Raw genomic sequence first — 22,837 nt, 5'->3', positions numbered from 1 at the left:
CCGAGACCTTGCAGGAATTGCGCGTCAACAACGTCCGCGATCTCGCCGCGGTGGTGCCGAGCTTCACCGTCGCGCAAAGCTATCAAGGCGTTCCGACCTATACGTTGCGCGGGATCGGTTTCAACACGATCAACCTGTCGTCCACCTCCACCGTCGGCACCTATACCGATGAGGTCGCCTACGCCTATCCGATCATGAACACCGGCCCGATGATCGATATCGAGCGGGTCGAGGTGCTCAAGGGGCCGCAGGGGACGCTTTACGGGCGCAATACGACCGCCGGCCTGATCAACTTCGTCACCGGCAAGCCGAGCGAGGCGCCGTCGGGGGCGATGAGCATCGACGTCGGCAATTATCGCACGCTCAACGTCGGCGGCTATGTCACCGGGCCGATCGCGCAGGGGATACAGGCGCGGCTCGGCTATCGCGTGGACCTGAGCGATCAGGGCTGGCAGATCAGCAACAGCCGCGGCGACCGGCTCGGCAAGGTCAAGCGCTATGGCGTGCGCGGCTCGCTCGCCTTCCAGCCGGGGCCGTTCCAGATCGACCTTTCGGCGACCTATTGGGTCAACAAATCCGATACCGTCGCGGGACAGGGGATCGGCTTCACCCCCGCGACCACGCCGGGCAGCGGATCGACCGCCAGCCTGTTCAACGCGCCCGGGGTGGCGAGCTATATCGCCAATAACGTCCCCACCAGCGGCAGCCAGGCCGATTGGGATCCGACCGCCGCGCGCTCGGCCAATATCGGGCGTGGCGCGGGGCTGTCGGGGCCGCTCGCGGAAGACAATTGGTTCGTCGGGCTGAAGGGGCGCATCCAGCTCAACCTGTCCGATCATGCGCGCATCGTCTCGCTGACCGGCTATAACGAGTTCGATCGGCAGGCGACGTTCGACTGGTCGGGGGTGCCCTATGAAATCCTGATCCAGAATGCGGTGGGGCATATCAAGAGCTTCGCGCAGGAATTGCGCGTCGAGGGCGATGGCGCGGGGTATAACTGGCTGATCGGCGGCTATTACGCCAAGGATACGATCCTCGACAGCAACCGCACCCTGCTGGGGCAGAATGCCAATGTCGGGCTGGTGCGCGCCGGCACCGCGCAATTGCTCGCCTCGCCGTTCAACGTCTTCGGCTACACACTCACCGACGCCGCCACCGCCTTCCGCACCTATCGCGATGTCGGCAATATCGACACGCGGACATGGAGCATCTTCGCCAATGCCGATTATGCTTTCTCCGATCTGATCAAGCTGACCCTCGGCGGGCGCTATACTCGCGACAAACAGGATTACGCCGGCTGCTCGCGCGACTTCAACGGCAGCATGCTGCCCAACGTCAACCTCGCCAATCGCGCGCTGTTCTTCCAACTCTACGGCCAGCTCGCCGCGCCGATCAGCGCCAACCAGTGCAATACCTACAACCCCGCGACCAACAGCTTCGGGCTGGTCTCCTCAAGGATCGACGAGGACAATTTCGCGTGGCGCGCGGCGCTCGATATCACCCCGAGTTCGACGACCCTGCTCTACGCCTCGATCTCGCGCGGCTATAAATCGGGGACGACCCCGATCAACGCCGCCAATATCGCGCGGCAGAACGGGCCGGTGAAGCAGGAACAGCTCACCGCTTATGAAATCGGCGCGAAACTGGGGTTCCTCGAGCGCAAGGTACAGCTCAACCTCGCCGGTTTCTATTATGATTACAAAGACAAGCAGATCAGCACCTATTTCGCCGATCCGATCTACACCGCGCTCGCCCGGCTCGATAACGTGCCCAAATCGGAGGCCTATGGCGTCGAAGGCGAGCTGACGATCCGCCCGACCAACGCCTTCACGCTGATCGGCAACGCCCTGTGGCTCAAGACCAGGATCAAGGATTATATCGGCACCAACGCCGCCGGGCAGACGCAGAATTTCGCCGGCGCGCGCTTCATCTACAGCCCGGAACTGACGCTTTCGGGCACCGCCCTGATCGATCAGCCGGTCAGCGATCGGCTCAATGTCACCGCCAACGCCAATGTCCGCTATCAATCGCGTCAGACGACGGTGTTCGAGATCAACCCGCTCTACGACATCAAGGCCTATACCACGGTCAATGCCGGGATCGGGGTGAAAGCCAATGACGATAGCTGGGCGTTCAGCCTGTGGGCGCGCAACCTGTTCGACCAATATTATTGGACGGCGGTGGCGAGCAACGCCAATGTCGTGGTGCGTTTCCCCGGGCAGACGCGGACCTGGGGCGCCACCGCGGCCTTCCGGTTCTGAAGACGGTGATCGGGGAGCGGGATGTGCTTGATGATGATGCGGAGACCATGTCGCTCCCCACGACTTTCGGTGCAGCGCTCCGCCACCACGCGATCGAGCGCCCCGACGCGATCGCGCTGCGCTTCGCGGGGCGGGTGACCAGTTACGCCGACGTCGACGCGCATGCCGATCGGGTCGCCAATGCGCTGGTTGCGATGGAGCTGAAGAAGGGCGACCGGATCGCCTATCTCGGCAAGAACAGCGATCATTCGATCGAACTCGCGCTGGGCGCGGCACGCGCCGGCGTGGTGTTCGTGCCGATCATCTGGCGGCTCGCCGCGCCGGAGGTGGCGCATATCCTGGCCGACAGCCATGCGGCGGCGCTATTCGTCGAGCCCGCTTTCGCGGCGATCGGCGACGCGGCAGCGGCGCGCGGGCTGGCGGTCAGATCGATGGACGAGGCGAGTTACCGCGCGTTCCGCGATGCCGCTTCCGCGACGCCGCCGGCAGTGGTGGTGGACGAACACGATATCGTGCTCCAGCTCTACACCTCAGGCACCACCGGCCTGCCCAAAGGCGTGATGCTGAGCCACGCCAACGGCATCCGCCAGCGTGCCAATATGATCGCCGCCGGGATCGACTGGCTGCTCGCCGATCCCGGCGACACCACGATCATCGCGATGCCCTATGGCCATATCGGCGGTGTCGGGGTGGTGCTGGGGGCGATCAACAGCGGGCAGGAACTGATCGTCCACGCCGAATTCGATCCCGGCGCGGTGATCGACGCGGTGGCCGAGCATCGCGTGCGGCGGCTGTTCCTCGTCCCCGCCGCGATCGGGATCATGCTCCAGCATCCCAAGGCCGCCGACGCCGATTTCTCGTCGATCGAGACGCTGTCCTATGGCGCCAGCCCGATCCCGCTGCCGCTGCTTCAGCAGGCGCTGGCGCGGATCGGCTGCGGCTTTGTCCAGGTCTATGGCATGACCGAGACCTGGGGGGCGGTGGTCGCGCTGCCGCCCGAGGATCATCTTCCGGGGCGCGAGCATAAGATGACCGCGGCCGGCAAGGCGCTGCCCGGAGTCGAGCTCAGGATCATCGATGCCGCGGGCCACATGCTCCCGCCCCATACGATCGGTGAGGTCGCGATCCGCAGCCCCAACAACACCCCCGGTTATTGGAACAAGCCCGAGGAAACCGCCAGGACCCTGATCGGCGACGGCTGGTTGCGCACCGGCGATGCGGGCATGCTCGATGCGGAGGGCTATCTCTATATCCAGGATCGCATCAAGGACATGATCATCACCGGCGCGGAGAATGTCTATCCTGCCGAGGTGGAAAGCGCGATCTACGGCCATCCCGCGGTGGCGGATGTCGCGGTGATCGGGGTGCCTGACGCGAAATGGGGTGAGGCGGTCAAGGCGATCGTGGTCCTGAAACCCGGCGAACAGGCCGATGCGGACGCGATCATCGCGCACGCCCGCGCACGGATCGCAGGATTCAAATGCCCCAAATCGGTCGACTTCGTCGCCGCGCTGCCGCGCAATCCCGCCGGCAAGATTCTCCGCCGCGAGCTGCGCGCGCCCTTCTGGGCCGGGCACGATAGAAAGGTAGTTTGATATGACTTTCGCGCGCACCGACGAGCAACGGATGCTCGCCGACACGCTCGATGCGGCGCTGGCGCGCGGCGCAATCGACTGGGCCGGTGCGATCGAAGCGACTGGGCTCGACGCGCTCGGCGTGGCGGAGGCGGACGGCGGGCTCGGCACCGATCTGCGCGACGCCGCAGTCGTCGCCGCTGCGCTCGGCCGCGCCAATGCCGCGCTCCCCTGGGCCGAATATTGGGTCGCCAGGCGCGGCGACGCCAGCAATGCCGCGGCCGACGTCCTCGCGGTGCTGCATTGCGCCGAAATGGTCGGGCTGTGCCGCACGATGCTGCGCGACGCCGCCTTGTTCGCCAAGGAACGCCACCAGTTCGGCGTCGCGATCGCCAGCTTTCAGGCGCTGCGCCACCGCATGGCCGATATGGCGATGGCGCTCGAACAGGCCGAAGTGATCACCGGCGCGGCGATCGATGCGCTGACCCTTGGCGGCGAGGACGCTGCGCGCACGGTGAGCGCCGCCCGCGTGATATGCGACGATGCAGCGCGCGTCGTCGGCGAGGGCGCGGTGCAGATTCACGGCGCGATGGGGCTGACCGCGGAGCTGCGCGTCGGCGGCTATTTCCGCCGCGCCTGCGCCTTGATGCAGGGCGACGGCGGCGCTCGCGCGCATCTCGCGCGCTACGCCGCCTGATCGACCACGACGCGCGCGATCAGATCGCGCTGGATCTCGTTCGACCCGGCATAGATGCTCCCCGCGCGATTGTTGAGATAGCGCGGCATCGCCACCGCAATCGCATCGGGGGCATCGTCGAGCGCGCCGTCCCACAACGCCGCCATCTCCAGCGCGAGATGATCGAGCCGCTGCGACGTCTCGGTGCCGAGCACCTTGAGCATCGAGGGGCGCGTCGCGTCCGACGGGCCGCTTCCCTCCAGCGCCGCGATCTCGATCGCGCGCAACGCATCGATCGCGATCGCCTCGCGCGCCAGCCGCTCGCGGTTGCCGTCATGCGCCAGCCAGCCGGTCTGCTCCGCCGCCGCGCGGATCGACGCGAGATGTGCGGCGAGGCTCGGCGCATAGCGCCCGCCGCGTTCGAAGGTCAGCAGATGCTTGGCGACCGTCCAGCCGTCATTCTCCGCCCCCAGCCGCCCGGCGACCGGCACGCGCACGTCGTCGAAAAACACCTGATTGAACTCATGCTCGCCCGCGAGCGTCGGGATCGGCGCGACGGTGATCCCGGGTGTCGCCATATCGAGCAGCAGAAAGGTGATCCCGGATTGCGGGCGCCCCTCGGCGCTGGTGCGGACGAGGCAGAACATGCGGTTGGCGAATTGCGCGTGGGTCGTCCAGATCTTGGAGCCGTTGAGCACATAATCGTCGCCGTCGCGCGTCGCGCGCATGCGCAGCGCCGCGAGATCCGATCCCGCCCCCGGCTCCGAATAGCCCTGGCACCAAACATCCTCGCCTGAGAGAATGCGCGGCAAGAGCGCAGCTTTCTGCGCCGCGCTACCATAATGCATGATCACCGGGGCGACCATCTTCAGCCCCTGCGGCGCGAGCGACGGGGCGTGGGCGCGGGCGCATTCCTCGGCGAAGATATAGCGCCGGATGCCGTCCCAGCCGGGGCCGCCATAATCGACCGGCCAATCGGGCGCGACCCAGCCCCGCGCATGGAGGATGCGTTGCCACGCCAGCGAGATATCGGGGTGAATGAACACGCTGGTCGCGCGCCGCGCAGCGCGGGCGAGATCGGCGGGCAGATTGTCGCGCAGGAAATCGCACACCTCATCACGGAAGGCGCGCGTTTCGGGGGTCAACAGATGATCCATTGACGCATCATGCGTGGAACGCGCGCGCTGTCCACCTGACACAGGCGTCAGGGGTTACACATGCCGCCCTAGAAACCCCATTGCCGTCGCAAGCTGGATCAACCGCGCGCGCGTCGCCGCGCCGAGCTTTTCGGCGGCATTGCGCAAATGGAAGCGTACGGTCGACACCGACAGCGACAGGATCGCGGCAATCTCCGCATTGGTCTTGCCCGCTGCCGCCCAGCGCACGCATTGCGCCTCGCGTGGGGAGAGCGTCGCGGGGGTCAGCCGGCGGCGCCGCGTCGCCAATTCGCTATGCGCGGCGAGGAATTGCAGCGCGGTGGTGAACATCTCCGCGGCATGCGCCGCGAATATTGCGGGCATGTCGATCGGCGCGGTCGTCACCCATACCACCGCCCCCACCTGCCCCCCGGCGAGATGCGCCGGGGCGATGATCGCGCCGGTATAGCCGAATTCCTCGGTGACGCGCGAACAATCGATCGCGTCGAGGCTGTGCGTCGGGCGCCACGAGCCGAGCCGTCCGTCGGCAAACCAGATCGGCTCGGCAAACACCCGCGCGGCGAGCAGGAAGCTCGACCGCAGCGCCAGCGCGCGATCGCGCCAATAAGCCGCCCCGGCATCGACCCACGGCAGCGATTCGGCATAAGCGTGGCCGTTGCCGTCGGTCATCGGTTTGGGATCGCCGAGATCGCTCTGCACCGCGACGTAAGGCAGCCCCGCACGCCGGCCAGCCGCCGCGACCGCCGCCGCCAGGCGATCGACCGCCTCCCACGATAATTCCGGCATCGAGCCCTGATTCATGCTGGCGCCCTCTCGGGCACCGCCTTGGACCGAAAGAGGCGGTGTCGCAATGGAGGCGCGTTGTCGAAGGCTGCTTCTGGTCCGGCACAATTGCCAAAGGGGCATTGCCCGATGCGGTTCCGGCGGTCAGCCAGTTCCTCCGCCGTTTGTGGAGAAGGAACTGGCCACTCATACTCAGGCCGCGGTGCCGCCGTCTATGTTGAGCGTCGTCCCGGTGATGTAACTGGCGTCCGGTCCGGCCAGGAATGCGACCGCGCCCGCGATTTCCTCGACCTTCCCGTAGCGGCCGAGCGGGATAAACGACATCATCTGTTGCGCGAAGTCGCCGTCGGCCGGGTTCATGTCGGTATCGATCGGCCCCGGCTGTACCGCGTTGACCAGGATGTTGCGCGCCGCGAGGTCCTTCGCCCAGCCACGCGCGAGCGCCGCGACCGCCGCCTTGGTCGCGCTGTAGACCGCCGTCGCCGGAAAGGCGAGTTCGCCGGAGACGCTGCCGATCAGGATGATACGCCCGCCATCGCGGAGGTGAGGCAAGGCCGCGCGCGTGCCGACATGCACTCCCTTCACATTGACCGCGAACTGGCGATCATAGACCTCGTCGGTATCCTGCTCCACAGCCGAGAATTCGGCGACCCCGGCATTGTGGACCAGCACGTCGATGCCGCCCAGTGCCGCCGCTGCCTGCTCGACGCCGGCGCGTTGCGAAGCGGGATCCGCGGCATCGGCCTGGAAGGCGAACGCGGTGCCGCCCGCAGCTTCGATCGCAGCGACTGTGGCATCGGCTGCCGCCTTGTTGCCGGCATAGGTGATCGCGACCGCGGCACCGTCCGCGGCCAACCGCTTGGCGATCGCCGCGCCGATCCCGCGCGATCCACCGGTGACGAGCGCCTTCTTGCCCAGAAGTGACATGCAAATACTCCAAAAATGGCCCGCGATCACGCCATCGTGCGCTGTCGGCAGCCGGGGATATGGAGCCGTGGTCTAACAGTTCAATATTCCCGAACTATTAAATCAACCCGCTCTTCCTATATCTGTCTCATGCCTCGCTTCACCCATCCCCGGCTGGACGACGTTCCGCTCGATCTGGCGCTTCATGCTCTGGCTGATCCCAACCGACTGGGCATGATCGCGAGGCTGGCGGCAACGGAACAATTGAGCTGCACGGGCGCCGCGCCGTGCGATTCGATTCCCAAGAGTACGCTGTCCAACCATCTCAAACTGCTGCGCGCCGCCGGGCTGATAGAGACGAAGCAGGCAGGGCGCGAGATGATCAACACGTTGCGCCGTGCCGAATTTGACCAGCGTTTTCCGGGGCTTCTCGATGCCGTTCTCGCCAACAATCTTTATTGACGTCCGGCGGCAGCTTTCGAGATTGGATATGCGCCTGATTACGACGTTCTCAAGCCATGTCGCCGTCAGCAGGCGATGGTCGGCCCATTGTGGCTGATGTCGAGATGGAGTGGTCCCCCGCTGAAAGACCGGTTCCGGCGTGAGCAGACATTCGCGTCTCGACGAGGGAAGACCTGTGCGCGTTTTCTGGACAAGCGACGCCAGCGAAGGGGAATACTTCGAATCGCGAAAGTGCCGCGACCCCCAAATCTCGTCGGATGAGCGTGGATTGGGGAGGACCGCACTGGACGGGTCATGCCCAATTTTACTAGGAAATCAGCCGTTTTTCTAGGCTGCTTCGGACGCTTTTGGATGGGAAACTGGAGCGGGTGAAGGGAATCGAACCCTCGTCGTAAGCTTGGGAAGCTTCTGCTCTACCATTGAGCTACACCCGCATTTTCCAGCTTTTCCGCCATTTCCGGCGGAGCGGCCTATCGCTGTTTTGCCCCGTGTTTTGCTCGGGACCGTCCTGCGATGCGCGCGCCGATTGCCACGACGACCCTCGATCCGTCAACATATGTCTTGCGAATATGTGCGACGCGGTCGGGCGACCACGCCATGATGTCGGCCGCTTCGCGATCGGTCAGCTCGCATTCGGCGAGCAGCATCGTGCAGAATGTGCCGCGCAGATCGTGCAGGTGCTTCATCCGTTCGGTGCCATCCTCCTCGACATGCTTGATGTCGGCTTCGTCGCGGACGCGATTGAACGACCCGCCGAATCCGTCGCCAGACCATGGCCGCCCGAAGCTGTTGACGAGCACGGTGTCGACACCTTCCGCCCGTTGGCGCCCGCGCAGTTCTGCGAGCAGGGCCTCCAGCGCTGGCGTCATCGGGATCGTCGCCCGGCGCCTGCGCCCCTTGCTCTTTTTCAGCGCCGTCTTGGTGACCGCGAACTCGCCGATATGGTCGAAGGTGAGGGTGACCAGATCGGCGCGCCGCAGGCCGGTCAGTGCGGCGAGCCACAATCCGTCAATGATGTGTTCGCGCTCCAGCTCGATCGCCTTTTCCGCGAACGCTTGCATGTCGTCCTCGGTCCAGACGATCTCCTCGCGCTGCGCGCCTTTATAGAGCTGGGGGATATCGGCCGCGACATTGATGGCGATCCCGCGCCCCATCAGGCGCGCCCATTTGAGCAGCGCAACCAGCACCGTGACGCCGATGTCGGCGGTGCGCGGGGTATCCTTGCGGCTGTTGCGCCACGCGACGACCTTCGCCGTCATTCGGCTGTCGTTCCAGACGCCGACCGGCACGTCGCCCCATTTCTCCTCGATCAGCGCCAGGTGCCGGCTCCACGTCTTGCGGGTGCCGGGCTCGAGCGCGAGCCATTCGGGGCTGTTTTCCCAAGCCCGGATGATCGAGCGGAACTTGCTCGCGTCGAGCGATTCGCGCTTCGCCAGCGCGTCGGCAAGTTTCGCTGATGCGGCGGCGTCGAGCGCGGGCTTGAACCGCGGCGATCGCCGAAGCCCCTCATAGACCATGATGCGCGGGCCGCCCTTGTAGGCGTAGACGTAGCAGCGCGCCCGTTTGCGGTCCCAAATGTACTGCAGTGCCATCAGAGCTTATCCGCCCATCGATCGAAGTCGTTCTCCACGCGGCTCACCCCGCGCGGCTCCATGATGCGAATCACGCCGTCGGGCTGCATCTCGAACCCGGCGACGTCGATCCCACAAGCGCGCGCGGCGGTGATCGCCGCGGTGACGAGGCGCTCGATCTCCGCCTTGGTCGGGACCCGGATCTTAGCGGCGGCAGTCACGCTGCAATCTCCCACAGTAGTTTCGGCTCGATCGGATGCTTGTCGGCGCGCGGCCGGGTCGGGACAGACCAGCTCTTCCCCGGCGTTTCAGCGACCAGTTTCCAGCCAGCGGCGCGCAAGGACGTGCCGGGCTCGCTCTTGAGCGTGTAGGTCCCCAGCCGGCGATATCCGAGCGCGAAGGTCGCCCGCGCAGCTGCGCCGTAGAGGAACGAGCAAGCGTTCTTGCTGCCCGTGGTGCACAGGCGCGTCACCTCGAGCGTGCGCCCGTCATCGCGACGGCGGCTGACCGGGCGGCCAACGATCACCACGCCGACGATCTCGTCATGTTGGACCGCGGCGATGCTGAATTTGTGACCGACCGGCGGCGTATGATGCCGGTGGTGTAGCTTCACGAATGCGGCGGCATCCGCAAAGGAGATCGGAGCGGTGGACAGGCGCGCGCTCATGCTGCTTTCCTCAAAGGCTGGGCGCTCGGCTGATTGGCCGCGACCAGCGCGCGAGCCACGGGCGGGCACACGCTGTTGCCGATCGCGTTGATCTGCTCGGCGATGGTCAGGGGGCGCTCGACCCACTTGCCGCGCAGTAATTTCCGCACGACGGGATCGAGCACGTAGCTGTCGGGGAAGCCCTGCGCCCGGGCGAGCTCGCGCGGCTTGAGCATGCGCAGGCCGATATCAACGATCACATAGGCGCGCGCATCGATCGTGACGGTCACCACTGCGAAGCGCGCCAGCGTGGTAACCGTGTCCAGCGGCCGATCGACCGCTTGCACCTGGCTCGCTTCGTTCTCACCGTTGGTGGCGTAATATTTGACGAGGAATGCGGCGGTGCGGACGGCGCGTTCCATCATTTCCGGCGGCAGAGCGCCTTCCTCGAGCAGCGTCGTCTCGACAATCCGCTGTTGCGATCCCGTCGTCGTGGCGGTCGAAAGAGGTCGGCGCGCGTCACGGCCGGCGCTGTTGCGGTTGCGCGGCCCGCCGTTCGCCTGCTCCAGATGCGCGGCGACGACCGCATGATGCTGGCCGTTGGCGCGCACAGTACGCAACGGCTGCTCGGGGTCACCGCCTGCGCCGGTCTTATCGCTGCCGTAGAAGCTCGACAGGAACGCGGTGACCGCGGCGTGCTTGCAGGCGCCAGCGACCATCGTCCCCAGCGGCTTCTGGATATCGAGCGAGCGCGGCGCTTGCCCGGAGCGCTCGCCATACCCGGTCTGGATCATGGTCGCGGCGACCATGCCGAGCGGCGTCGCGCCGGCGGGCCGTGCCGGTTCGCCATTGGCGGTCACCGTGGGCATTTCCTTGTCCATCGGCGAGCCGACGCTGCCGGTGCGGAACTTGGTGATGTGCGGCGCGAGCACCACCTCGGCAACGCCGTTCGTATCCTTCTTGGATGCGGCAACGGTATGGTGCGGCACATCGACCGGGCGATTTGCGCCGCCATGCTGGCCATAGGTGACGAACGGCGACCCAACGACGCGATGGTCAACGCCGTCGCGGTTCACAATGAACGGCTTGGCCGCATTGACCACATACCGCATCACACCATGCGCGATCCGGCGCTTGGTAGCGTCCGCCAGCTCGCGGGCACGATCGAAGATCGACGGGCATGGTATAGACCAGTCGATGCATTCGGCGGCGGTGCGATACGGCAGCAGCTTGCCGCTGCGCACGCCCGGCGAATTGGGGTCGCCATGCGTCGGCTTCGGCCAGACGATCGGCAGGCCATCGCAGCGCATGACCATGTAGAGCCGCTTCCGGCTGGTCGGCGCGCCATAGTCGCAGGCCCTGAGGACGCGCCACTGCACCCGGTAGCCGAGCCCCCGGATCGCACGCACGAACCGCTTGAACTCGCGCCCTTCTTGGCCCGCGATCGGGCGGCCGGCGTCATCGAGCGGCGCGGCGTATTCGAACTCCTCGACGTTTTCGAGATAGCCGCAAGTCGGCCGGGTTTCCTTGAGCCAGTGAATGACTTCCCAGCAAAGCGCGCGAATGCTGCGATCCTTGACCGGGCCACCCTTCGCCTTGCTGAATTCCTTGCAATCCGGCGAGAACCAGGCGCCAGCGACGGGCCGCATCTTGGTTGCGGCGAGCGGCCACAGCGCCTTGATGTCCTGGCAATAATGCGTCGTGCCGGGATGGTTCGCCTTGTGGATCGCGATCGCGGTCGGGCTGTGATTGACGGCGATATCGACGCTACGGCCGATTGCCTGCTCAATGCCGGTGCTGGCCCCGCCGCCGCCCGCAAACCCGTCGATGAACAGGCCGTCGACGTGAATCGGGGTGAAGGCGAGCGTGGCCGCGAGGAAGCCGGTTGCCGCGCTCATGCCGCCTCCATCGCGTTGAGCAGGCCGCCACGATCGCCGTCGATGCGACGCCGCGCGATGTCTGCGTATTCGGGGTTGAGCTCGATCAGGACAGCGTTGCGCTGGAGTCGATCGGCGACGAGGCCCGTTGTCCCGGCACCGCCGAACGGATCAAGCACGGTGCCGCCGGACGGACAGCCGGCGAGAATGCAGGGCTCGACTAGCGCCGGCGGGAACGTCGCGAAGTGCGCCTCCGAAAACGGCTGCGTCGGGATCGTCCAGACCGACCGCTTGTTGCGCTGCCCGCCGCGGCCAACATCATCGAGCCCTCTTTGGTCGCTGCTGTCGGGATATTGGGCATGGCGCGGGGGAACGCCCCGGCGGCGGCCACCAACGGCCTTCATCGCACCGTTCGTCTTTCCAGGAACTCGGTCAGATCCGCGCTGGCCCTCCACGTTCTGAGCGAGGCGGGAAATGCTGGCTTCGGCAAGCCCTTCGGCGACCGCCGCAGCATCGTAATAGTAGCGCGGCCCCTTGCTCAGCAGGAACAGATATTCGTGCGCCTTGGTGCAGCGATCGCGCACCGATTCCGGCATCGGGTTCGGCTTCGACCAGATGATATCCTGCCGGAGATACCAGCCGTCGGCGCGGAGAGCGAAGGCCAGCATCCACGGAATGCCGATCAGGTCTTTCGGCTTATATCCCGTCGGCGGCTTCACCCATTTTCGCCCGATCAGCCCATTGGCGACCATCTGATTATGGAAGAACGAACGCGACCCGCGATTGCTCGCCTGCTTTTGATGCTGGCTGTCTTCGGGGTTGCCACCGCGCCCGCTGGCCGCATAGCTATCGCCGATATTCAGCCAGAGCGTACCGTCATCGCGCAGGACGCGACGAACCTCGCGAAACACCGCGACCATCTGCTCGATGAACTCATCGGGGGTCGGCTCGAGGCCGATCTGATCTGCGACGCCATAATCGCGCAAGCCGAAGTACGGCGGCGAGGTAACGCAGCAATGAACCGATCCTGCATCAAGAGTCGGCAGCACGTTACGGCAATCGCCGGGGATGATCTCTACCGCCATTATTCCCGCCCCGCCGCACTCAGCTTCGCCGCGATCTCTCGTGCCGCGCTCATGCCGGCACCCCATCGTGCTGCACACCGTCGAGCAGTCGGCCGGCGGCTTTCTTGCCGACGCGTTGCATGACGTGGAAGCGCTCGCCGTGAAAGCCTCGGCCGCCGGCGAGGTTGAGCCACTGCGTCTTACCGCGATCGGCATAGGTGTTGGTGTAGTCAGCGCGCCAATCGGGATCGGCCCGCTCGCGATCGAGCGCGGGGATCCACTCGCCCCACTGCTTAAACAGGAACGGCACTCCGGCGGCGGCGCACTGGTCACGGAGCGAGCGCGCCCAATCCGGGTGCATCGGTCGGGCATGATGCCCGCTCTCGCCGCCGACGATCACCCAATCGAGTTTGCGATACGGGGACTTTGTGGCGCCGTGATAGAGCCTGCCGCCGCCATAGCTCTTGGGGTTCATGCCCCAGCCCATGCCTTCCAGCGCGTCGAACTTGTCCGTGCACGTCGTGAGCGTGAGCGCGGTCAGATCGACCGGGCCCAACAGCGGCTCCATCGACAGGAAGACGTACCGAGGCCCCTTGATGGTGAGCAGCTTGGGGATATCCCGGTCGGCTTCGGCCTGATTGACGATCGTCGCGCCCAGCCAGACGTTGCCCGGCCAGCCGCCGGCGGCCTCGGCCATCTTCTCCGCATTGCCGATGCGCTTCGTCACCAGCAGCCAGTCAAGGTGCGGCGTCTCACGGATCAGTGCGAACAGGTCGGCCCGCCACGCGGGATCGACCTCGTTATCGAACACGTCGGCCAGCGAGGCGCAGAACACGCGATAGCGGATGCCGAGCTTCGCCGCCCGGTTGTTCCAACGCCGCGGCTGCTTCCACGTCGCCGCCGCAGTCCGGCGGCGCGGCGCGCCTGAGCCCCATTCCACGCCCAGCCGCGCCTTCGACAGGTCGGCGGCATAGCAATGGTCGCAGCCCGGGCCGATGCGCGTGCAGCCGATCCACGGGTTGAAGGTGTGGTCGGTCCACTCGATTTTGCTGTTCTCAGCCATGGGGGGATTCCAGTTCGAAACGGGTGCCCGGCGGCGGCGCGTCCTGCACCTCCAGCCAGAGGCCGAGCGCGAGGAAGGCCAGCGCGAGCAGCACGGCGAGGATTTCGGCGGCGCGCTTCACCGGTGCCGCCTCCGCGGCGCGCGGCACGGCGCGCAAAGCCCGCCGACCAGGCGCAGCGAATGCTCGTCGCAATTCTCGCAGGTCCCCGGCGCGCCGGCGGGCACCGGCTGGCGCGCGGCGCGCAGGCTCGTCTCCAAATGCAATTGGGAGATCGCGACGGCTTCGTCGGCCCAATCAGCCATTGTTCGGATCCTTGATGGCGCGGGCGAAATGCCCGGCGTAGACGCCAACCGCTTTCCAGTAGGCGGCCATCGGTGCTTTGTGCTTGCGCCAGCACTTGTCGGCGCGGTCGCGCGCGTCCGCTTGGATCGCCCGCGCAGCATCGGCGAGCTGCTGACGAACCTCGATCGGCAGTGAGCGCAGGGCAGCGACGCCAGCCAGCGCGAGCAACGGATTGCGAACCTCGCGTTTCGACGATCGGACACGGGGGCTTTTTGCGCGCTCGTAGATCTCGCGCTGCTCTGCGGTGGTGCGCTCGGTGAAATGGCGCGCCTCGGCGTGCGAATTCATCAGTAAAACCCCCGATATGGATATTTCCGAGGCGGCGAGGTCCACCCGGTGGCCTCGATCCAGTTCTTGTTGCCGATCGGCGAGATGACCTTGACCTTCCCGTCGGCGCGGCGGGCGAGCACCGGGCACTCGAAGGCGAACACGTCCGGCAGGCACCCGAGGTCCGGGTTGCCCCATTCCTTCGCCGTCGCCTGGCGCTTGACGGTGATCACCTCGACGGTGGCCGGGTCGATCCCCATTTCCTCGAGCGTGCGGGTCTGCTCGTAGGTGAAGCGCTCACCGCCGACGATCGCGCTGTTTTCCTCGCGCCCGCCGATGATGCTGCCGTGCCACGGGTTCGGGTTCGACGGCGTGTAGACGCGCAAGGCCGGCTGGCGGCCGACCGGCGTCATGGCGTCGGGGTCGAGGCCGCTCAAAAGACGCGCTCCGCGACTGCAGCGGCGGCCTCGGCCAGCGCGAAGACGGACACGCCGAGGAGAAGGGCGAGCGGGATCACGACGCGATCGCCTTGACCGTGGTGAGCACGGCCCAGCCGGCCAGCGCGATCAGCGACCACAGGATGATGCTGATGCCAAAGGCGAGAATCCAGTCGAGCGCGAGCTGGCGCCGGGTGCGCATCGGCTCAGCCCACACGCCATCGGCGCGATCGACGGGCGTCGACCACGCTGCGCGGCGCCTGTCGCTCTGCTGAGCGCGAGAAACCCCGGGACTGCTATGGGTACGGGTCATTGTTTTCCCCATCAAAGAATGATGGGAAAATGTGCGACTATTTCGTACGTGTCAACGAGTTTTTCGCACAGACGCGAATTTATCGGACGCGATATCTCCGCTGGCTTAGGCCCGCCGGCGCCAGATCAATCTTCGCGGACAGGACAATCCCGACGATTCGGATCTCGTCGTCGACGATGCTCTCGGGCGAAAGGTTGGGGATGCGGATCGGCTCCTGAAACTCCGGTTCGAAGGACTCGCAGCGCAGCACCCACTCGCCTTCCTCTTGATCGAGGCGCTTGCAAGTCATCTCGGTAAGGTCATGCGCGGTGCGCTCGACGATGACGAGATCTCCGGCCTTTGGCTCGACCGAGGAGAACTTGATCCACATACACTCAAGATCCGCCCCAGGCGGGATCGTCCGGTTCATCGACAGGCCATCCATTCGGACACCGAAGCGCTTCGCGCCTGGAACCTTCGACGGCCCGAACCTCACATCGTAGCGCTCGCTTGCGGCCCATTCTGACTGCGCTCGAAACACACCAGCCGCCACGGACCCCGTCACTTCGACCCACTCGCTGCTATCTTCATCATTTCCCGGTTTCTGAAGCTGTTGAACGTTAAGCTCCCCGGTAACCCCTGCGAGTGTAAATATTTCGCCACGATCAACTCCCCGTGGCACCAACACTTCCGCGATCTTTTTGGTCAGATCAAGCGGAAGGATCGGCTTCTTGTACTTCTTGTCGGTCTCGTACGTGGCGTAAGTCGATGGAGCCATTTCGAGGGCATCGGCCATCTTCCGCACCGACAGCTTCGGCACGGCGCTCTCGCGCAAACGCTTCAGTCGCTCTGTGACGGGCTCCATGGCGCTATAGAACGAATTTTTCGCGCTGTGTCTGTGCGAAAAACCCGTTGATTGATGTGCGAAAAGATCGTACGAATTTTCGCCATGGCTCACGGCGCAGACCTCTTCACGAAACTCGGCGGCACCCGCGCGATGGCGGAATTGCTCGGCAAGCCGCCATCGACCGTCCAGAGCTGGAAGGCGGCCGGGCGTATCCCGGCGGCGGAGCAGCCGCTCGTCATCGAGCGCGCCCGCGGGGCGGGGTACGAGATCTCTGCCGACGATGTCGTCTGGCCGCTTGGGCAGGCAGCCGCATGATGTGCGCCGTCACTGATATCGGCCGCCCCGTCGCCGGTGCCGATGACGCCCGCAGCTCCGTCTGGTCGAAAACCTGCGCCCGCTGCTCCACCACCGCGTGGCACCCGGACGTGCGCACCTGTCCATTCGGCGACTGCCCGTTCCGCGCGGAGATCCCGGCGGCGGCAAACAGCGATTCCATCCCTTTCCATGACGCCGAGGTATCCCGTGCAGCACGATAGTGTCGTTCCTCCCGCGAGCCCGGTCGCGGACGAAGACTTCCGCAACGCGATGGTCGCCGGCCTTGCGCGCGCGCAGAGGAGGGTAGGGGCGCGAGCGCTGGCCTACATCATGGACCTGACGCCGAAGGGGCTTCGCAACATTTTCGGCGGCGTCGCGCAGCGACCGGATCCGAAGCGCCTGTGGGACGCCCTCGGCGCGTGCCCGACCGCGCTCGACGACATCGCGGACCTGTACGACCGCCGGATCGTGGCGAAAGACGCCGCGGTGGTCGATGATCACGGCACGTTGCCGATCGCGACGCTGCTGCACCTGGTTGCCGAGGCCGAGAGCCCGGACAGCCCCGGCGGCACTGCCAAGACGCATTCGGAGCTGCTGGCAATGGAGGATGCAGTTCGCATCGTCCACCACATCACCGGCAACTGGATCGACGAAATCAACCGACTGCGCGCACCCCGCGCGGTCAATTTGAAGGCTTGAGCGAGCCGGGCGGCGCCCCGGGGGAGTGACGAGATGGACGTGAATAAGGGCGCGGCGGCCGGCAACCCGGCTTCCGCGATCGGAAGCTTGCGCGCGCAGCGGATCGAGGTGATCGGCAACGCGCGCCTCTATCTCGGCGACGCGTCCGAGATCATGCCGGTCGTCGGCCATGTCGACGCGGTGATCACCGATCCGCCGTACAAGTTTTCCACCTCGGGCGGCGGCGCGCTGCGCGGGCACCGCCCGTACCTCAAAGAGATCGCGGCGGCCGGCCTTGATCAGGGCTTCGACATCGAGGTGCTGTCCGCTGCAGTCGAGGCTGGCGCCACCAGCGTCGCGGTATTCTTCCACTTCGACCAGGTGTTCGAGATCGCCGAGTGGTTTCGCCGCTCCGGCCTTGAGCGCAACGCCATGTGCTTTTGGCGGAAGACGAACCCGATGCCGGTGGCGAACCGGCACTACCAGCCCGAGCTGGAATATTACTGGCACGGCTGGAGCCGCCCGTTCGGCGTCGGCGGGGCGCTCCCGCAGAAGCGGCGGGTGTGGGACGGGGCGGTGGGCGACAGCGAGTTCGGCCACCCGACGGAAAAGCCGATCGACCTGATGGCGAAGATGGTCATCAACGCGTCCGACCCGGGCGCGGTGGTGGTTGATCCGTTCATGGGCAGCGGGTCAACCGGCGTCGCGGCGTTGGGCCTCGGTCGGCGGTTCGTCGGCATCGAACATGATCCGGTGCATTTCGATACGGCCTGCCGGCGGATCGAGGCGGAACTGGCGCAACCCGGCCTGTTCGCTGGCGAGGCCGCCTGATGGCCCGCCATCGCTACCAGCAATCCTTCGCGAAGGATTCCGCGCCGATCGACGACAAGGCGCTGCTCAGCGCGCGCGAACTGGCCGCGCGGGATGGGTCGAACCACCTCCTTCGCGCCCAACTCAGCACCGGCCAGCACATCCTTCCGATCGCGATGGCGGTCGCGGCGGCGGCGGCCGTTGGCCTGCGCCCCGAATTTGTCCGCCCCGCGGCGGGCGACCCCACCCTTGCGGACTTCATGGCGTCCGCCCCCACCGAGTGAAGGAGAGAGAAATGACCATCCAGACGACCTCAGCGAATTTCCGGCGCGCGATCGCGCTTGCCAGCAAGGTAATCGAGCGGCGAAATACGCATCCGATCCTCGAAACCGTGCGCGTGCATGCCAACGGCCGCTTCGAGGTGACGGGCACCGACCTTGACCTCTCGGTCACCGCGTCGGTCGAGCGTGAGGCGGGGCCAGCGGCGGATTTCGCCCTGATGGCGCCGAAAGCAATCGTCTCGGCGGTGTCGGCCGCCGGCGACAAGGAGGTCCGCCTGGCGCCGACGGCAGAGTGCGGCAAGGTCTCCATCGCGTCCGGCGCGCTGGCGATGACGGTCGCGACGCTGCCGGCCGATGACTTCCCGCTCGACGCTGTTCGCGAGCTCCACCCGGAGTTCACGGCCACACTGTCGCGCGAGCATATCGCTGCGCTCGCCCGGGTCGCCGATGCGATCTCGACTGAGGAGACGCGCTATTACCTCAATGGCGTCCACATGTCGGCGATCGCCGGCGCGATCCGCTTTGACGCCACGAACGGCCATATCCTGTACCGCGTCGACGTTCCCACGCCGGACGCCGCCGGCACGCTTGAAAGCGCGATCATCCCCCGCAAGGCCGTCCGGCTGCTGCTCGATCTCGCGAAGTCGGCGGACGGCGGTATCAGCATCGTGCTCGGCCGCATCGCGCCGCCAAACGAGGTGGGGTCGACCGCGCCGGACAGGAAAAACCTGCTCCGGTTCAGCGCCTCCTATGAGGAACGCGCCGCGTCGGTCCAGATCTCGGGCAAGACGATCGACGGCATGTTCCCCGATGTCGAGCGCATCATCCCGGCGAAGCGCGACCGCCAGTGTGTGATTAGCCCCGCCGCGTTGCGCCGCGCCGTCGCGGCGGTGTCCGGCCACGAGCGCGGCTGGCGTGCGGTTAAGCTCGCCTTCGCGGGCTCCGACCAGCTCACCGTCTCGGCGGCATATGTCGGCCTCGGCCTCACCGCCGCCGTGACCGTGCCGTGCCAGCATACCTGCGCGGGCTTCGAGATCGGCTTCAACGGCGGATACCTCACCTCGATCCTGACGGCGGCCGGCGGCGACGAGGTGGTGCTCGATTTCGGCGACGCCGCCGCGCCGATGCTCGTCCGCAACACCGCCGACACCGCCTGGCTCGGCGTGATGATGCCGATGCGCTTCGACTGATCCCCACCACCGGAGATTTGACCATGACCGACAACGTATCCGCCGAACAGCTCCGCCAGTTCATCGAGCGCATCGAGCGTCTGGAGGAGGAAAAGCAGGCCTTCGTCGACGACATCAAGGATGTCTACGCCGAGGCCAAGTCGACCGGGTTCGACGCGAAAACGATGAAATCCATCATCCGCCTGCGGAAGATGGAGAAGCATCACCGCGACGAGGCTGACGCGCTGCTCGAAACGTATCGCCAGGCGCTGGGGCTGGTGTGAGGCTCCCCCGGTTCATTCGACGGCCGCCCACCGCGGCGGCCGTCTCCCCTGTGCATGCGCAGATCCTTGAAGCGCTCGCGCGTCGCAGGGCGTCGCGTCCCGCGAATCAGGAGCGCGCCGCCCGCGCGGCGGCGACCCGCTGGCGTGCGCAGATAGAGCGCGACCCGCTGTTCAACCGGGGCATCCGCGGGTGAGGCTGCTCGAGCGCCCGATCCAGCGCGCCGCCATCCGCATGTTCGCGATGCACCGGTGCTTCGCCGTCCACGTGCCGAACGGGAGCCATCTCGCCGGCAACGCGATGGCGCGCATTAAGCAGGTGGCCGCGCTCAAGAAAGACGGCATGTCGCCAGGCTTCCCGGATCTGATCATCATCGACCAGCTCGCGCCGCGCGTCGGCGTCGTCGAGTGCAAGCGCGAGGGGCTGGCGAGGCTCGATCCCGATCAGGTGACTTGGCGCGATGATCTGGAGGCGATCGGCATCCCGTGGGGGCTGGTGAATAGCCTCGACTGCCCGATCCGCATCCTGCGCGAATGGGGGTGGCGATGAGCGTCCGCATCATGACGCGGGTGTGGGATATCCGCTTGCCCGACAGCGAAAAGCTTGTGCTGCTCGCGCTGGCCGACTGCGCCAACGACGAGGGCCTGTGCTGGCCGTCGATGGCGACGCTCGCAACCAAGTGCAGCAAGAGCGACCGCACCGTGCAGGCGTCGATTAAGGCGCTGGTAGCGGCCGGGCATCTGAGCCGCGAGGAGGTGCCGGGAAGGGGGTGCCGCTACATCGTTCACCCCACCCCCGAAGCTGTTTCACCCCCGAAGCGGCTTCGCCCCGAAAAGTCTTCACCCCCGAAGGGAGCGACGCCGACCCCCGAAGCGGCTTCGGACAAACCGTCAAGAACCATCACCTCTCCGGTGGCTTCGCCACCTCCGAGGACGCGCGCCAGCAAGGTCAGGCCTTTCCGATTGCCTGATGATTGGAAGCCCGAGCGCTTCGCTGACGGCACGGTGGCCCGCGAGGTGATCGACCGCCGCGGCCGGGACTGGGCGCGCGCCGCGATGGAGGCCTTCCGCAACTGGGCGAAGAACGCCCGGGACAAGGATGGGATCGGCCGGAAAACCGACTGGCAGGCGGCATGGGCGAATTGGGTGATCGAGCAGGACAAGCGTGATGGACGACATGGAGGATCGCAGCGTGTGGCAGGAACCGACGGGCGCGGTGGCTCGGCAAGCGGAATGGGGCCGACCGTCGACGCCGCCAGCCGTTTCCTCGCGCGTCGCGGCATTGGCGAACATCACGAACCTCACCCCCGCGGATGATTGCGAGTTCATCTCGATCCTGACGCCGTGCCTCCAGCTCGTTGCGCCGGTCGGGATGACGCTGGATGCGCAGGATACCTGGTTTGAAGCGGCGCGCCTCGCGCTCGCCGAGGTGCCCGCCGATCTGCTGCGCCGCGGCGCCAAGACGGCGATGAGCGAGGCCGACCATCCGGCCAAGATCGTGCCGGCCATCATGCGCGCAGTCGGGGACGATCTCGCTTGGCGGCGGCGCAACCAGCGCGCGACGGCTGAGCGCGATGCCGGCGCACGGGATGCGCTGCCCGCGCCGGGGCAGGAGAGCGTGACGGCGGCCGAGGTGGACGCGATCTGCAAGCGGTTCGGCGTTGGCCGGTATTCGGCGGCCACCGGCGCCGCGGACCCGTCGCGGCCGGCGGTTGTTGCGACGCATGCCGATCCGAACCGGCCGTGCCGCGCACCGACGCGTGAAGATTATATCCGGCTGGGCGTCGACCCGGCCGTGCTGGACGAAATCGAGAGCAAGCGGGGGAAGAAATGACCGACGTGGCGAAATGGTGCATCTTGCGGACCAGCGCGGGGCGGACGATCCCGCTGGCGAAATCGCTCGCCGACGCCGGGTTCGTGGTCTGGACGCCGATCGCGATGGTGTCGCGGCGTATCCCGCGGCGGACGAAGCGAGAGAAGCGGGAAGCGCCGCTCATGCCGACGTTCGTCTTTGCGGATGCAGCGGAGATCAATGACCTGTTCCGCGTGCTCCGCGACCCGATTAGCCCGCATCCGGCTTTCTCCATCTTCCATGTCGGCCCGCGCGTTCCCGTCATCGCCGATCTGGAGGTTGCCGAGCTCCGCGCCGCCGAGGATCGGGCTCGCGGCCGGAAAACCGGGCTGGAGCTGCAACGCGAGCAATTCCCGATCGGCTGCGCTGTGCGGATCGTGGAGGGTGTGGCGACCGGGCTTGAAGGCGAGGTTGTCGGCCATGACGGCAAGTCAGTCATCGTCATCGGCAATGGGCGCATGCGATTGAAGATTGCCACTTTCATGCTGCGAACGGATGCGGTACATAAGGGGAAATCTTCGGCACCCGCGTTCGCCGCGGCGTGATCGAGCGGCTGGCAGGATCAGCCGGCGGGCGCATCGAGCGGGCATCAGCCGACAGCATCGACCCCGCCGCTACCGATAGGCGCAATGGCGCGCCGGCGGTGCGGCGAAGCGTATCTAAATCACGCCAGTGTAGCTCAGCAGGTAGAGCACCCGCCTTGTGAGCGGACGCGCGTCGGTTCGATCCCGGCCGCTGGCTCCAATCCGGTCGGCTGATCCTCTCCCAGCCCGCCGCCTCGCCGTGTGATCCCTTCGCGGCGAGGGAAGATCGAGGCGCAAGATTATTGCGCAACACCCGGCACCTGCTTGCCATTCGTTGCGACCGCGCAACATTGTTGCGCGCCACCCCGCCCCCGGCGCGGGTCCTTCCCGGCCCGGCCGCTATGCGGGGGGCAATGGCGCAGAAAATGTCTAGCCACCGGTTTTCGCTAGGCTGCCGCCGCCTTGACACCGTTTTTGGCGGTTTTCTGCCACTTTTGACGAGCGGGAGCCGGCATTTTGGGTATCGATACCGAAACGCTCACCCGCGCGGACGTGGCGTGGCTGGTCGGCATGTCGGACAGCTGGGTTCGCGACCGGATGCAGGCCGGCGACCTGCCGCGGCCTGGCGCGACGGCTGAGGAGTACGTCGAGGCGTTCGTCGCCTTCAAATTGAGGCGGTTCGAGCGCACCGATGCGGCGGG

At 66.3% G+C, this 22,837-nt stretch carries 30 protein-coding genes and 2 tRNA genes; 16 read left to right on the top strand and 16 right to left on the bottom strand.

Annotated features, from left to right (window positions below):
* The 3 genes from BGN95_RS24155 to BGN95_RS24145 all read left to right on the top strand — a co-directional run.
* A partial coding sequence (locus BGN95_RS24155; RefSeq protein ID WP_286774286.1) for a TonB-dependent receptor occupies positions 1 to 2,261 on the top strand: 2,261 nt, incomplete at its 5' end.
* A 23-nt stretch (positions 2,262 to 2,284) separates the two neighbouring features.
* On the top strand, positions 2,285 to 3,856 hold the full coding sequence (locus tag BGN95_RS24150; protein ID WP_349293283.1) for a long-chain-fatty-acid--CoA ligase: 1,572 nt from the start codon (positions 2,285 to 2,287) through the stop codon (positions 3,854 to 3,856).
* A 1-nt stretch (position 3,857) separates the two neighbouring features.
* Positions 3,858 to 4,532, top strand: a complete 675-nt coding sequence (locus BGN95_RS24145) for an acyl-CoA dehydrogenase family protein (protein ID WP_265314401.1) — start codon at positions 3,858 to 3,860, stop codon at positions 4,530 to 4,532.
* Here the strand turns inward: BGN95_RS24145 and BGN95_RS24140 are convergent.
* From BGN95_RS24140 to BGN95_RS24130, 3 genes are all read right to left on the bottom strand, one after another.
* Positions 4,520 to 5,668: an acyl-CoA dehydrogenase family protein gene (locus BGN95_RS24140; protein WP_286774285.1), complete on the bottom strand. Its 1,149-nt coding sequence runs from the start codon at positions 5,666 to 5,668 to the stop codon at positions 4,520 to 4,522. The genes BGN95_RS24145 and BGN95_RS24140 overlap by 13 nt on opposite strands.
* A 54-nt stretch (positions 5,669 to 5,722) precedes the next feature.
* Positions 5,723 to 6,454, bottom strand: a complete 732-nt coding sequence (locus BGN95_RS24135) for a helix-turn-helix transcriptional regulator (protein ID WP_179513526.1) — start codon at positions 6,452 to 6,454, stop codon at positions 5,723 to 5,725.
* Positions 6,455 to 6,643: 189 nt separating this feature from the next.
* Positions 6,644 to 7,378, bottom strand: a complete 735-nt coding sequence (locus tag BGN95_RS24130) for an SDR family oxidoreductase (protein ID WP_265269046.1) — start codon at positions 7,376 to 7,378, stop codon at positions 6,644 to 6,646.
* A gap of 129 nt (positions 7,379 to 7,507) precedes the next feature.
* Here BGN95_RS24130 and BGN95_RS24125 point away from each other — a divergent pair, with 129 nt between their 5' ends.
* Positions 7,508 to 7,819 (top strand): ArsR/SmtB family transcription factor, encoded by a 312-nt coding sequence (locus BGN95_RS24125; RefSeq protein ID WP_265269047.1) that lies wholly within the window; start codon positions 7,508 to 7,510, stop codon positions 7,817 to 7,819.
* 360 nt (positions 7,820 to 8,179) lie between these two features.
* Here the strand turns inward: BGN95_RS24125 and BGN95_RS24120 are convergent.
* The 13 genes from BGN95_RS24120 to BGN95_RS24060 all read right to left on the bottom strand — a co-directional run bounded on the left by BGN95_RS24120 (position 8,180) and on the right by BGN95_RS24060 (position 16,337).
* Positions 8,180 to 8,253: transfer RNA gene (locus BGN95_RS24120), tRNA-Gly, on the bottom strand.
* 36 nt (positions 8,254 to 8,289) lie between these two features.
* Positions 8,290 to 9,108, bottom strand: a complete 819-nt coding sequence (locus tag BGN95_RS24115; RefSeq protein ID WP_286774284.1) for a tyrosine-type recombinase/integrase — start codon at positions 9,106 to 9,108, stop codon at positions 8,290 to 8,292.
* 302 nt (positions 9,109 to 9,410) lie between these two features.
* A complete protein-coding gene (locus BGN95_RS24110) occupies positions 9,411 to 9,611 on the bottom strand; it encodes a hypothetical protein (protein ID WP_286774283.1) in 201 nt (66 codons plus the stop codon).
* Positions 9,608 to 10,057: an XF1762 family protein gene (locus BGN95_RS24105; protein WP_286774282.1), complete on the bottom strand. Its 450-nt coding sequence runs from the start codon at positions 10,055 to 10,057 to the stop codon at positions 9,608 to 9,610. The genes BGN95_RS24110 and BGN95_RS24105 overlap by 4 nt, the downstream gene beginning before the upstream one ends.
* On the bottom strand, positions 10,054 to 11,934 hold the full coding sequence (locus BGN95_RS24100; protein WP_286774281.1) for a DNA cytosine methyltransferase: 1,881 nt from the start codon (positions 11,932 to 11,934) through the stop codon (positions 10,054 to 10,056). Before BGN95_RS24100 ends, BGN95_RS24105 begins: the two co-directional genes overlap by 4 nt.
* Positions 11,931 to 12,998, bottom strand: a complete 1,068-nt coding sequence (locus BGN95_RS24095; RefSeq protein ID WP_286774280.1) for a DNA-methyltransferase — start codon at positions 12,996 to 12,998, stop codon at positions 11,931 to 11,933. Before BGN95_RS24095 ends, BGN95_RS24100 begins: the two co-directional genes overlap by 4 nt.
* A gap of 49 nt (positions 12,999 to 13,047) precedes the next feature.
* Positions 13,048 to 14,040 (bottom strand): phage Gp37/Gp68 family protein, encoded by a 993-nt coding sequence (locus tag BGN95_RS24090; RefSeq protein WP_286774279.1) that lies wholly within the window; start codon positions 14,038 to 14,040, stop codon positions 13,048 to 13,050.
* Complete coding sequence (locus BGN95_RS24085; protein ID WP_286774278.1) at positions 14,033 to 14,161, bottom strand: hypothetical protein; 129 nt, start codon at positions 14,159 to 14,161, stop codon at positions 14,033 to 14,035. The genes BGN95_RS24090 and BGN95_RS24085 overlap by 8 nt, the downstream gene beginning before the upstream one ends.
* On the bottom strand, positions 14,158 to 14,343 hold the full coding sequence (locus BGN95_RS24080) for a conjugal transfer protein TraR (RefSeq protein ID WP_286774277.1): 186 nt from the start codon (positions 14,341 to 14,343) through the stop codon (positions 14,158 to 14,160). Before BGN95_RS24080 ends, BGN95_RS24085 begins: the two co-directional genes overlap by 4 nt.
* A complete protein-coding gene (locus tag BGN95_RS24075) occupies positions 14,336 to 14,671 on the bottom strand; it encodes a hypothetical protein (protein WP_286774276.1) in 336 nt (111 codons plus the stop codon). The genes BGN95_RS24080 and BGN95_RS24075 overlap by 8 nt, the downstream gene beginning before the upstream one ends.
* Positions 14,671 to 15,087, bottom strand: coding sequence for a hypothetical protein (locus BGN95_RS24070; RefSeq protein WP_286774275.1), 417 nt, complete (start codon positions 15,085 to 15,087; stop codon positions 14,671 to 14,673). The genes BGN95_RS24075 and BGN95_RS24070 overlap by 1 nt, the downstream gene beginning before the upstream one ends.
* 76 nt (positions 15,088 to 15,163) lie before the next feature.
* The gene (locus BGN95_RS24065; protein WP_286774274.1) at positions 15,164 to 15,289 is read right to left on the bottom strand and encodes a hypothetical protein; all 126 of its coding nucleotides are present in this window, start codon (positions 15,287 to 15,289) and stop codon (positions 15,164 to 15,166) included.
* Positions 15,290 to 15,479: 190 nt separating this feature from the next.
* Positions 15,480 to 16,337, bottom strand: a complete 858-nt coding sequence (locus BGN95_RS24060) for a S24 family peptidase (RefSeq protein WP_286774273.1) — start codon at positions 16,335 to 16,337, stop codon at positions 15,480 to 15,482.
* Between BGN95_RS24060 and BGN95_RS24055 the strand changes: the two genes are divergently transcribed.
* The 12 genes from BGN95_RS24055 to BGN95_RS24000 form a co-directional block, all read left to right on the top strand.
* A complete protein-coding gene (locus BGN95_RS24055; protein WP_286774272.1) occupies positions 16,329 to 16,541 on the top strand; it encodes a carph-isopro domain-containing protein in 213 nt (70 codons plus the stop codon). The two genes, BGN95_RS24060 and BGN95_RS24055, sit on opposite strands and share 9 nt — an antisense overlap.
* A gap of 207 nt (positions 16,542 to 16,748) precedes the next feature.
* On the top strand, positions 16,749 to 17,240 hold the full coding sequence (locus BGN95_RS24050) for a hypothetical protein (protein ID WP_286774271.1): 492 nt from the start codon (positions 16,749 to 16,751) through the stop codon (positions 17,238 to 17,240).
* Between the two features lie 33 nt (positions 17,241 to 17,273).
* On the top strand, positions 17,274 to 18,050 hold the full coding sequence (locus tag BGN95_RS24045; protein ID WP_286774270.1) for a DNA-methyltransferase: 777 nt from the start codon (positions 17,274 to 17,276) through the stop codon (positions 18,048 to 18,050).
* Positions 18,050 to 18,313, top strand: coding sequence for a hypothetical protein (locus BGN95_RS24040; protein WP_286774269.1), 264 nt, complete (start codon positions 18,050 to 18,052; stop codon positions 18,311 to 18,313). The genes BGN95_RS24045 and BGN95_RS24040 overlap by 1 nt, the downstream gene beginning before the upstream one ends.
* Positions 18,314 to 18,324: 11 nt before the next feature.
* On the top strand, positions 18,325 to 19,500 hold the full coding sequence (locus BGN95_RS24035; RefSeq protein WP_286774268.1) for a DNA polymerase III subunit beta: 1,176 nt from the start codon (positions 18,325 to 18,327) through the stop codon (positions 19,498 to 19,500).
* Between the two features lie 23 nt (positions 19,501 to 19,523).
* Positions 19,524 to 19,763 (top strand): DUF2312 domain-containing protein, encoded by a 240-nt coding sequence (locus BGN95_RS24030; RefSeq protein WP_286774267.1) that lies wholly within the window; start codon positions 19,524 to 19,526, stop codon positions 19,761 to 19,763.
* Positions 19,764 to 19,953: 190 nt separating this feature from the next.
* Positions 19,954 to 20,310 (top strand): VRR-NUC domain-containing protein, encoded by a 357-nt coding sequence (locus BGN95_RS24025; protein WP_286774266.1) that lies wholly within the window; start codon positions 19,954 to 19,956, stop codon positions 20,308 to 20,310.
* Complete coding sequence (locus BGN95_RS24020; RefSeq protein WP_286774265.1) at positions 20,307 to 21,077, top strand: helix-turn-helix domain-containing protein; 771 nt, start codon at positions 20,307 to 20,309, stop codon at positions 21,075 to 21,077. Before BGN95_RS24025 ends, BGN95_RS24020 begins: the two co-directional genes overlap by 4 nt.
* Before the next feature lie 55 nt (positions 21,078 to 21,132).
* The gene (locus BGN95_RS24015) at positions 21,133 to 21,594 is read left to right on the top strand and encodes a hypothetical protein (RefSeq protein WP_286774264.1); all 462 of its coding nucleotides are present in this window, start codon (positions 21,133 to 21,135) and stop codon (positions 21,592 to 21,594) included.
* Positions 21,591 to 22,157, top strand: a complete 567-nt coding sequence (locus tag BGN95_RS24010; protein ID WP_286774263.1) for a hypothetical protein — start codon at positions 21,591 to 21,593, stop codon at positions 22,155 to 22,157. Before BGN95_RS24015 ends, BGN95_RS24010 begins: the two co-directional genes overlap by 4 nt.
* A 123-nt stretch (positions 22,158 to 22,280) precedes the next feature.
* Positions 22,281 to 22,356: transfer RNA gene (locus BGN95_RS24005), tRNA-Thr, on the top strand.
* Between the two features lie 296 nt (positions 22,357 to 22,652).
* Positions 22,653 to 22,837, top strand: a 185-nt coding sequence (locus BGN95_RS24000; RefSeq protein WP_286774262.1) for a hypothetical protein, incomplete at its 3' end; no start/stop codon positions are given.

This window comes from Sphingomonas sp. 66-10 (genome assembly GCF_001897045.1).
Classification (GTDB): Bacteria; Pseudomonadota; Alphaproteobacteria; order Sphingomonadales; family Sphingomonadaceae; genus Sphingomonas; species Sphingomonas lycopersici.
The sequence above is the reverse complement of the archived record's forward strand: the minus strand, read 5'-3'. Positions and strand labels throughout refer to the sequence as shown.

Coding starts and splice junctions, on each gene's coding strand:
- BGN95_RS24100 (WP_286774281.1), bottom strand. CDS start 11,934: ATGAGCGCGGCAACCGGCTTCCTCGCGGCCACGCTCGCCTTCACCCCG.
- BGN95_RS24140 (WP_286774285.1), bottom strand. CDS start 5,668: ATGGATCATCTGTTGACCCCCGAAACGCGCGCCTTCCGTGATGAGGTG.
- BGN95_RS24135 (WP_179513526.1), bottom strand. CDS start 6,454: ATGCCGGAATTATCGTGGGAGGCGGTCGATCGCCTGGCGGCGGCGGTC.
- BGN95_RS24030 (WP_286774267.1), top strand. CDS start 19,524: ATGACCGACAACGTATCCGCCGAACAGCTCCGCCAGTTCATCGAGCGC.
- BGN95_RS24075 (WP_286774276.1), bottom strand. CDS start 14,671: ATGAATTCGCACGCCGAGGCGCGCCATTTCACCGAGCGCACCACCGCA.
- BGN95_RS24010 (WP_286774263.1), top strand. CDS start 21,591: ATGACCGACGTGGCGAAATGGTGCATCTTGCGGACCAGCGCGGGGCGG.
- BGN95_RS24130 (WP_265269046.1), bottom strand. CDS start 7,378: ATGTCACTTCTGGGCAAGAAGGCGCTCGTCACCGGTGGATCGCGCGGG.
- BGN95_RS24090 (WP_286774279.1), bottom strand. CDS start 14,040: ATGGCTGAGAACAGCAAAATCGAGTGGACCGACCACACCTTCAACCCG.
- BGN95_RS24105 (WP_286774282.1), bottom strand. CDS start 10,057: ATGAGCGCGCGCCTGTCCACCGCTCCGATCTCCTTTGCGGATGCCGCC.
- BGN95_RS24035 (WP_286774268.1), top strand. CDS start 18,325: ATGACCATCCAGACGACCTCAGCGAATTTCCGGCGCGCGATCGCGCTT.
- BGN95_RS24015 (WP_286774264.1), top strand. CDS start 21,133: ATGACGCTGGATGCGCAGGATACCTGGTTTGAAGCGGCGCGCCTCGCG.
- BGN95_RS24145 (WP_265314401.1), top strand. CDS start 3,858: ATGACTTTCGCGCGCACCGACGAGCAACGGATGCTCGCCGACACGCTC.
- BGN95_RS24045 (WP_286774270.1), top strand. CDS start 17,274: ATGGACGTGAATAAGGGCGCGGCGGCCGGCAACCCGGCTTCCGCGATC.
- BGN95_RS24125 (WP_265269047.1), top strand. CDS start 7,508: ATGCCTCGCTTCACCCATCCCCGGCTGGACGACGTTCCGCTCGATCTG.
- BGN95_RS24055 (WP_286774272.1), top strand. CDS start 16,329: ATGGCTCACGGCGCAGACCTCTTCACGAAACTCGGCGGCACCCGCGCG.
- BGN95_RS24095 (WP_286774280.1), bottom strand. CDS start 12,998: ATGGCGGTAGAGATCATCCCCGGCGATTGCCGTAACGTGCTGCCGACT.
- BGN95_RS24020 (WP_286774265.1), top strand. CDS start 20,307: ATGAGCGTCCGCATCATGACGCGGGTGTGGGATATCCGCTTGCCCGAC.
- BGN95_RS24040 (WP_286774269.1), top strand. CDS start 18,050: ATGGCCCGCCATCGCTACCAGCAATCCTTCGCGAAGGATTCCGCGCCG.
- BGN95_RS24065 (WP_286774274.1), bottom strand. CDS start 15,289: ATGCGCACCCGGCGCCAGCTCGCGCTCGACTGGATTCTCGCCTTTGGC.
- BGN95_RS24080 (WP_286774277.1), bottom strand. CDS start 14,343: ATGGCTGATTGGGCCGACGAAGCCGTCGCGATCTCCCAATTGCATTTG.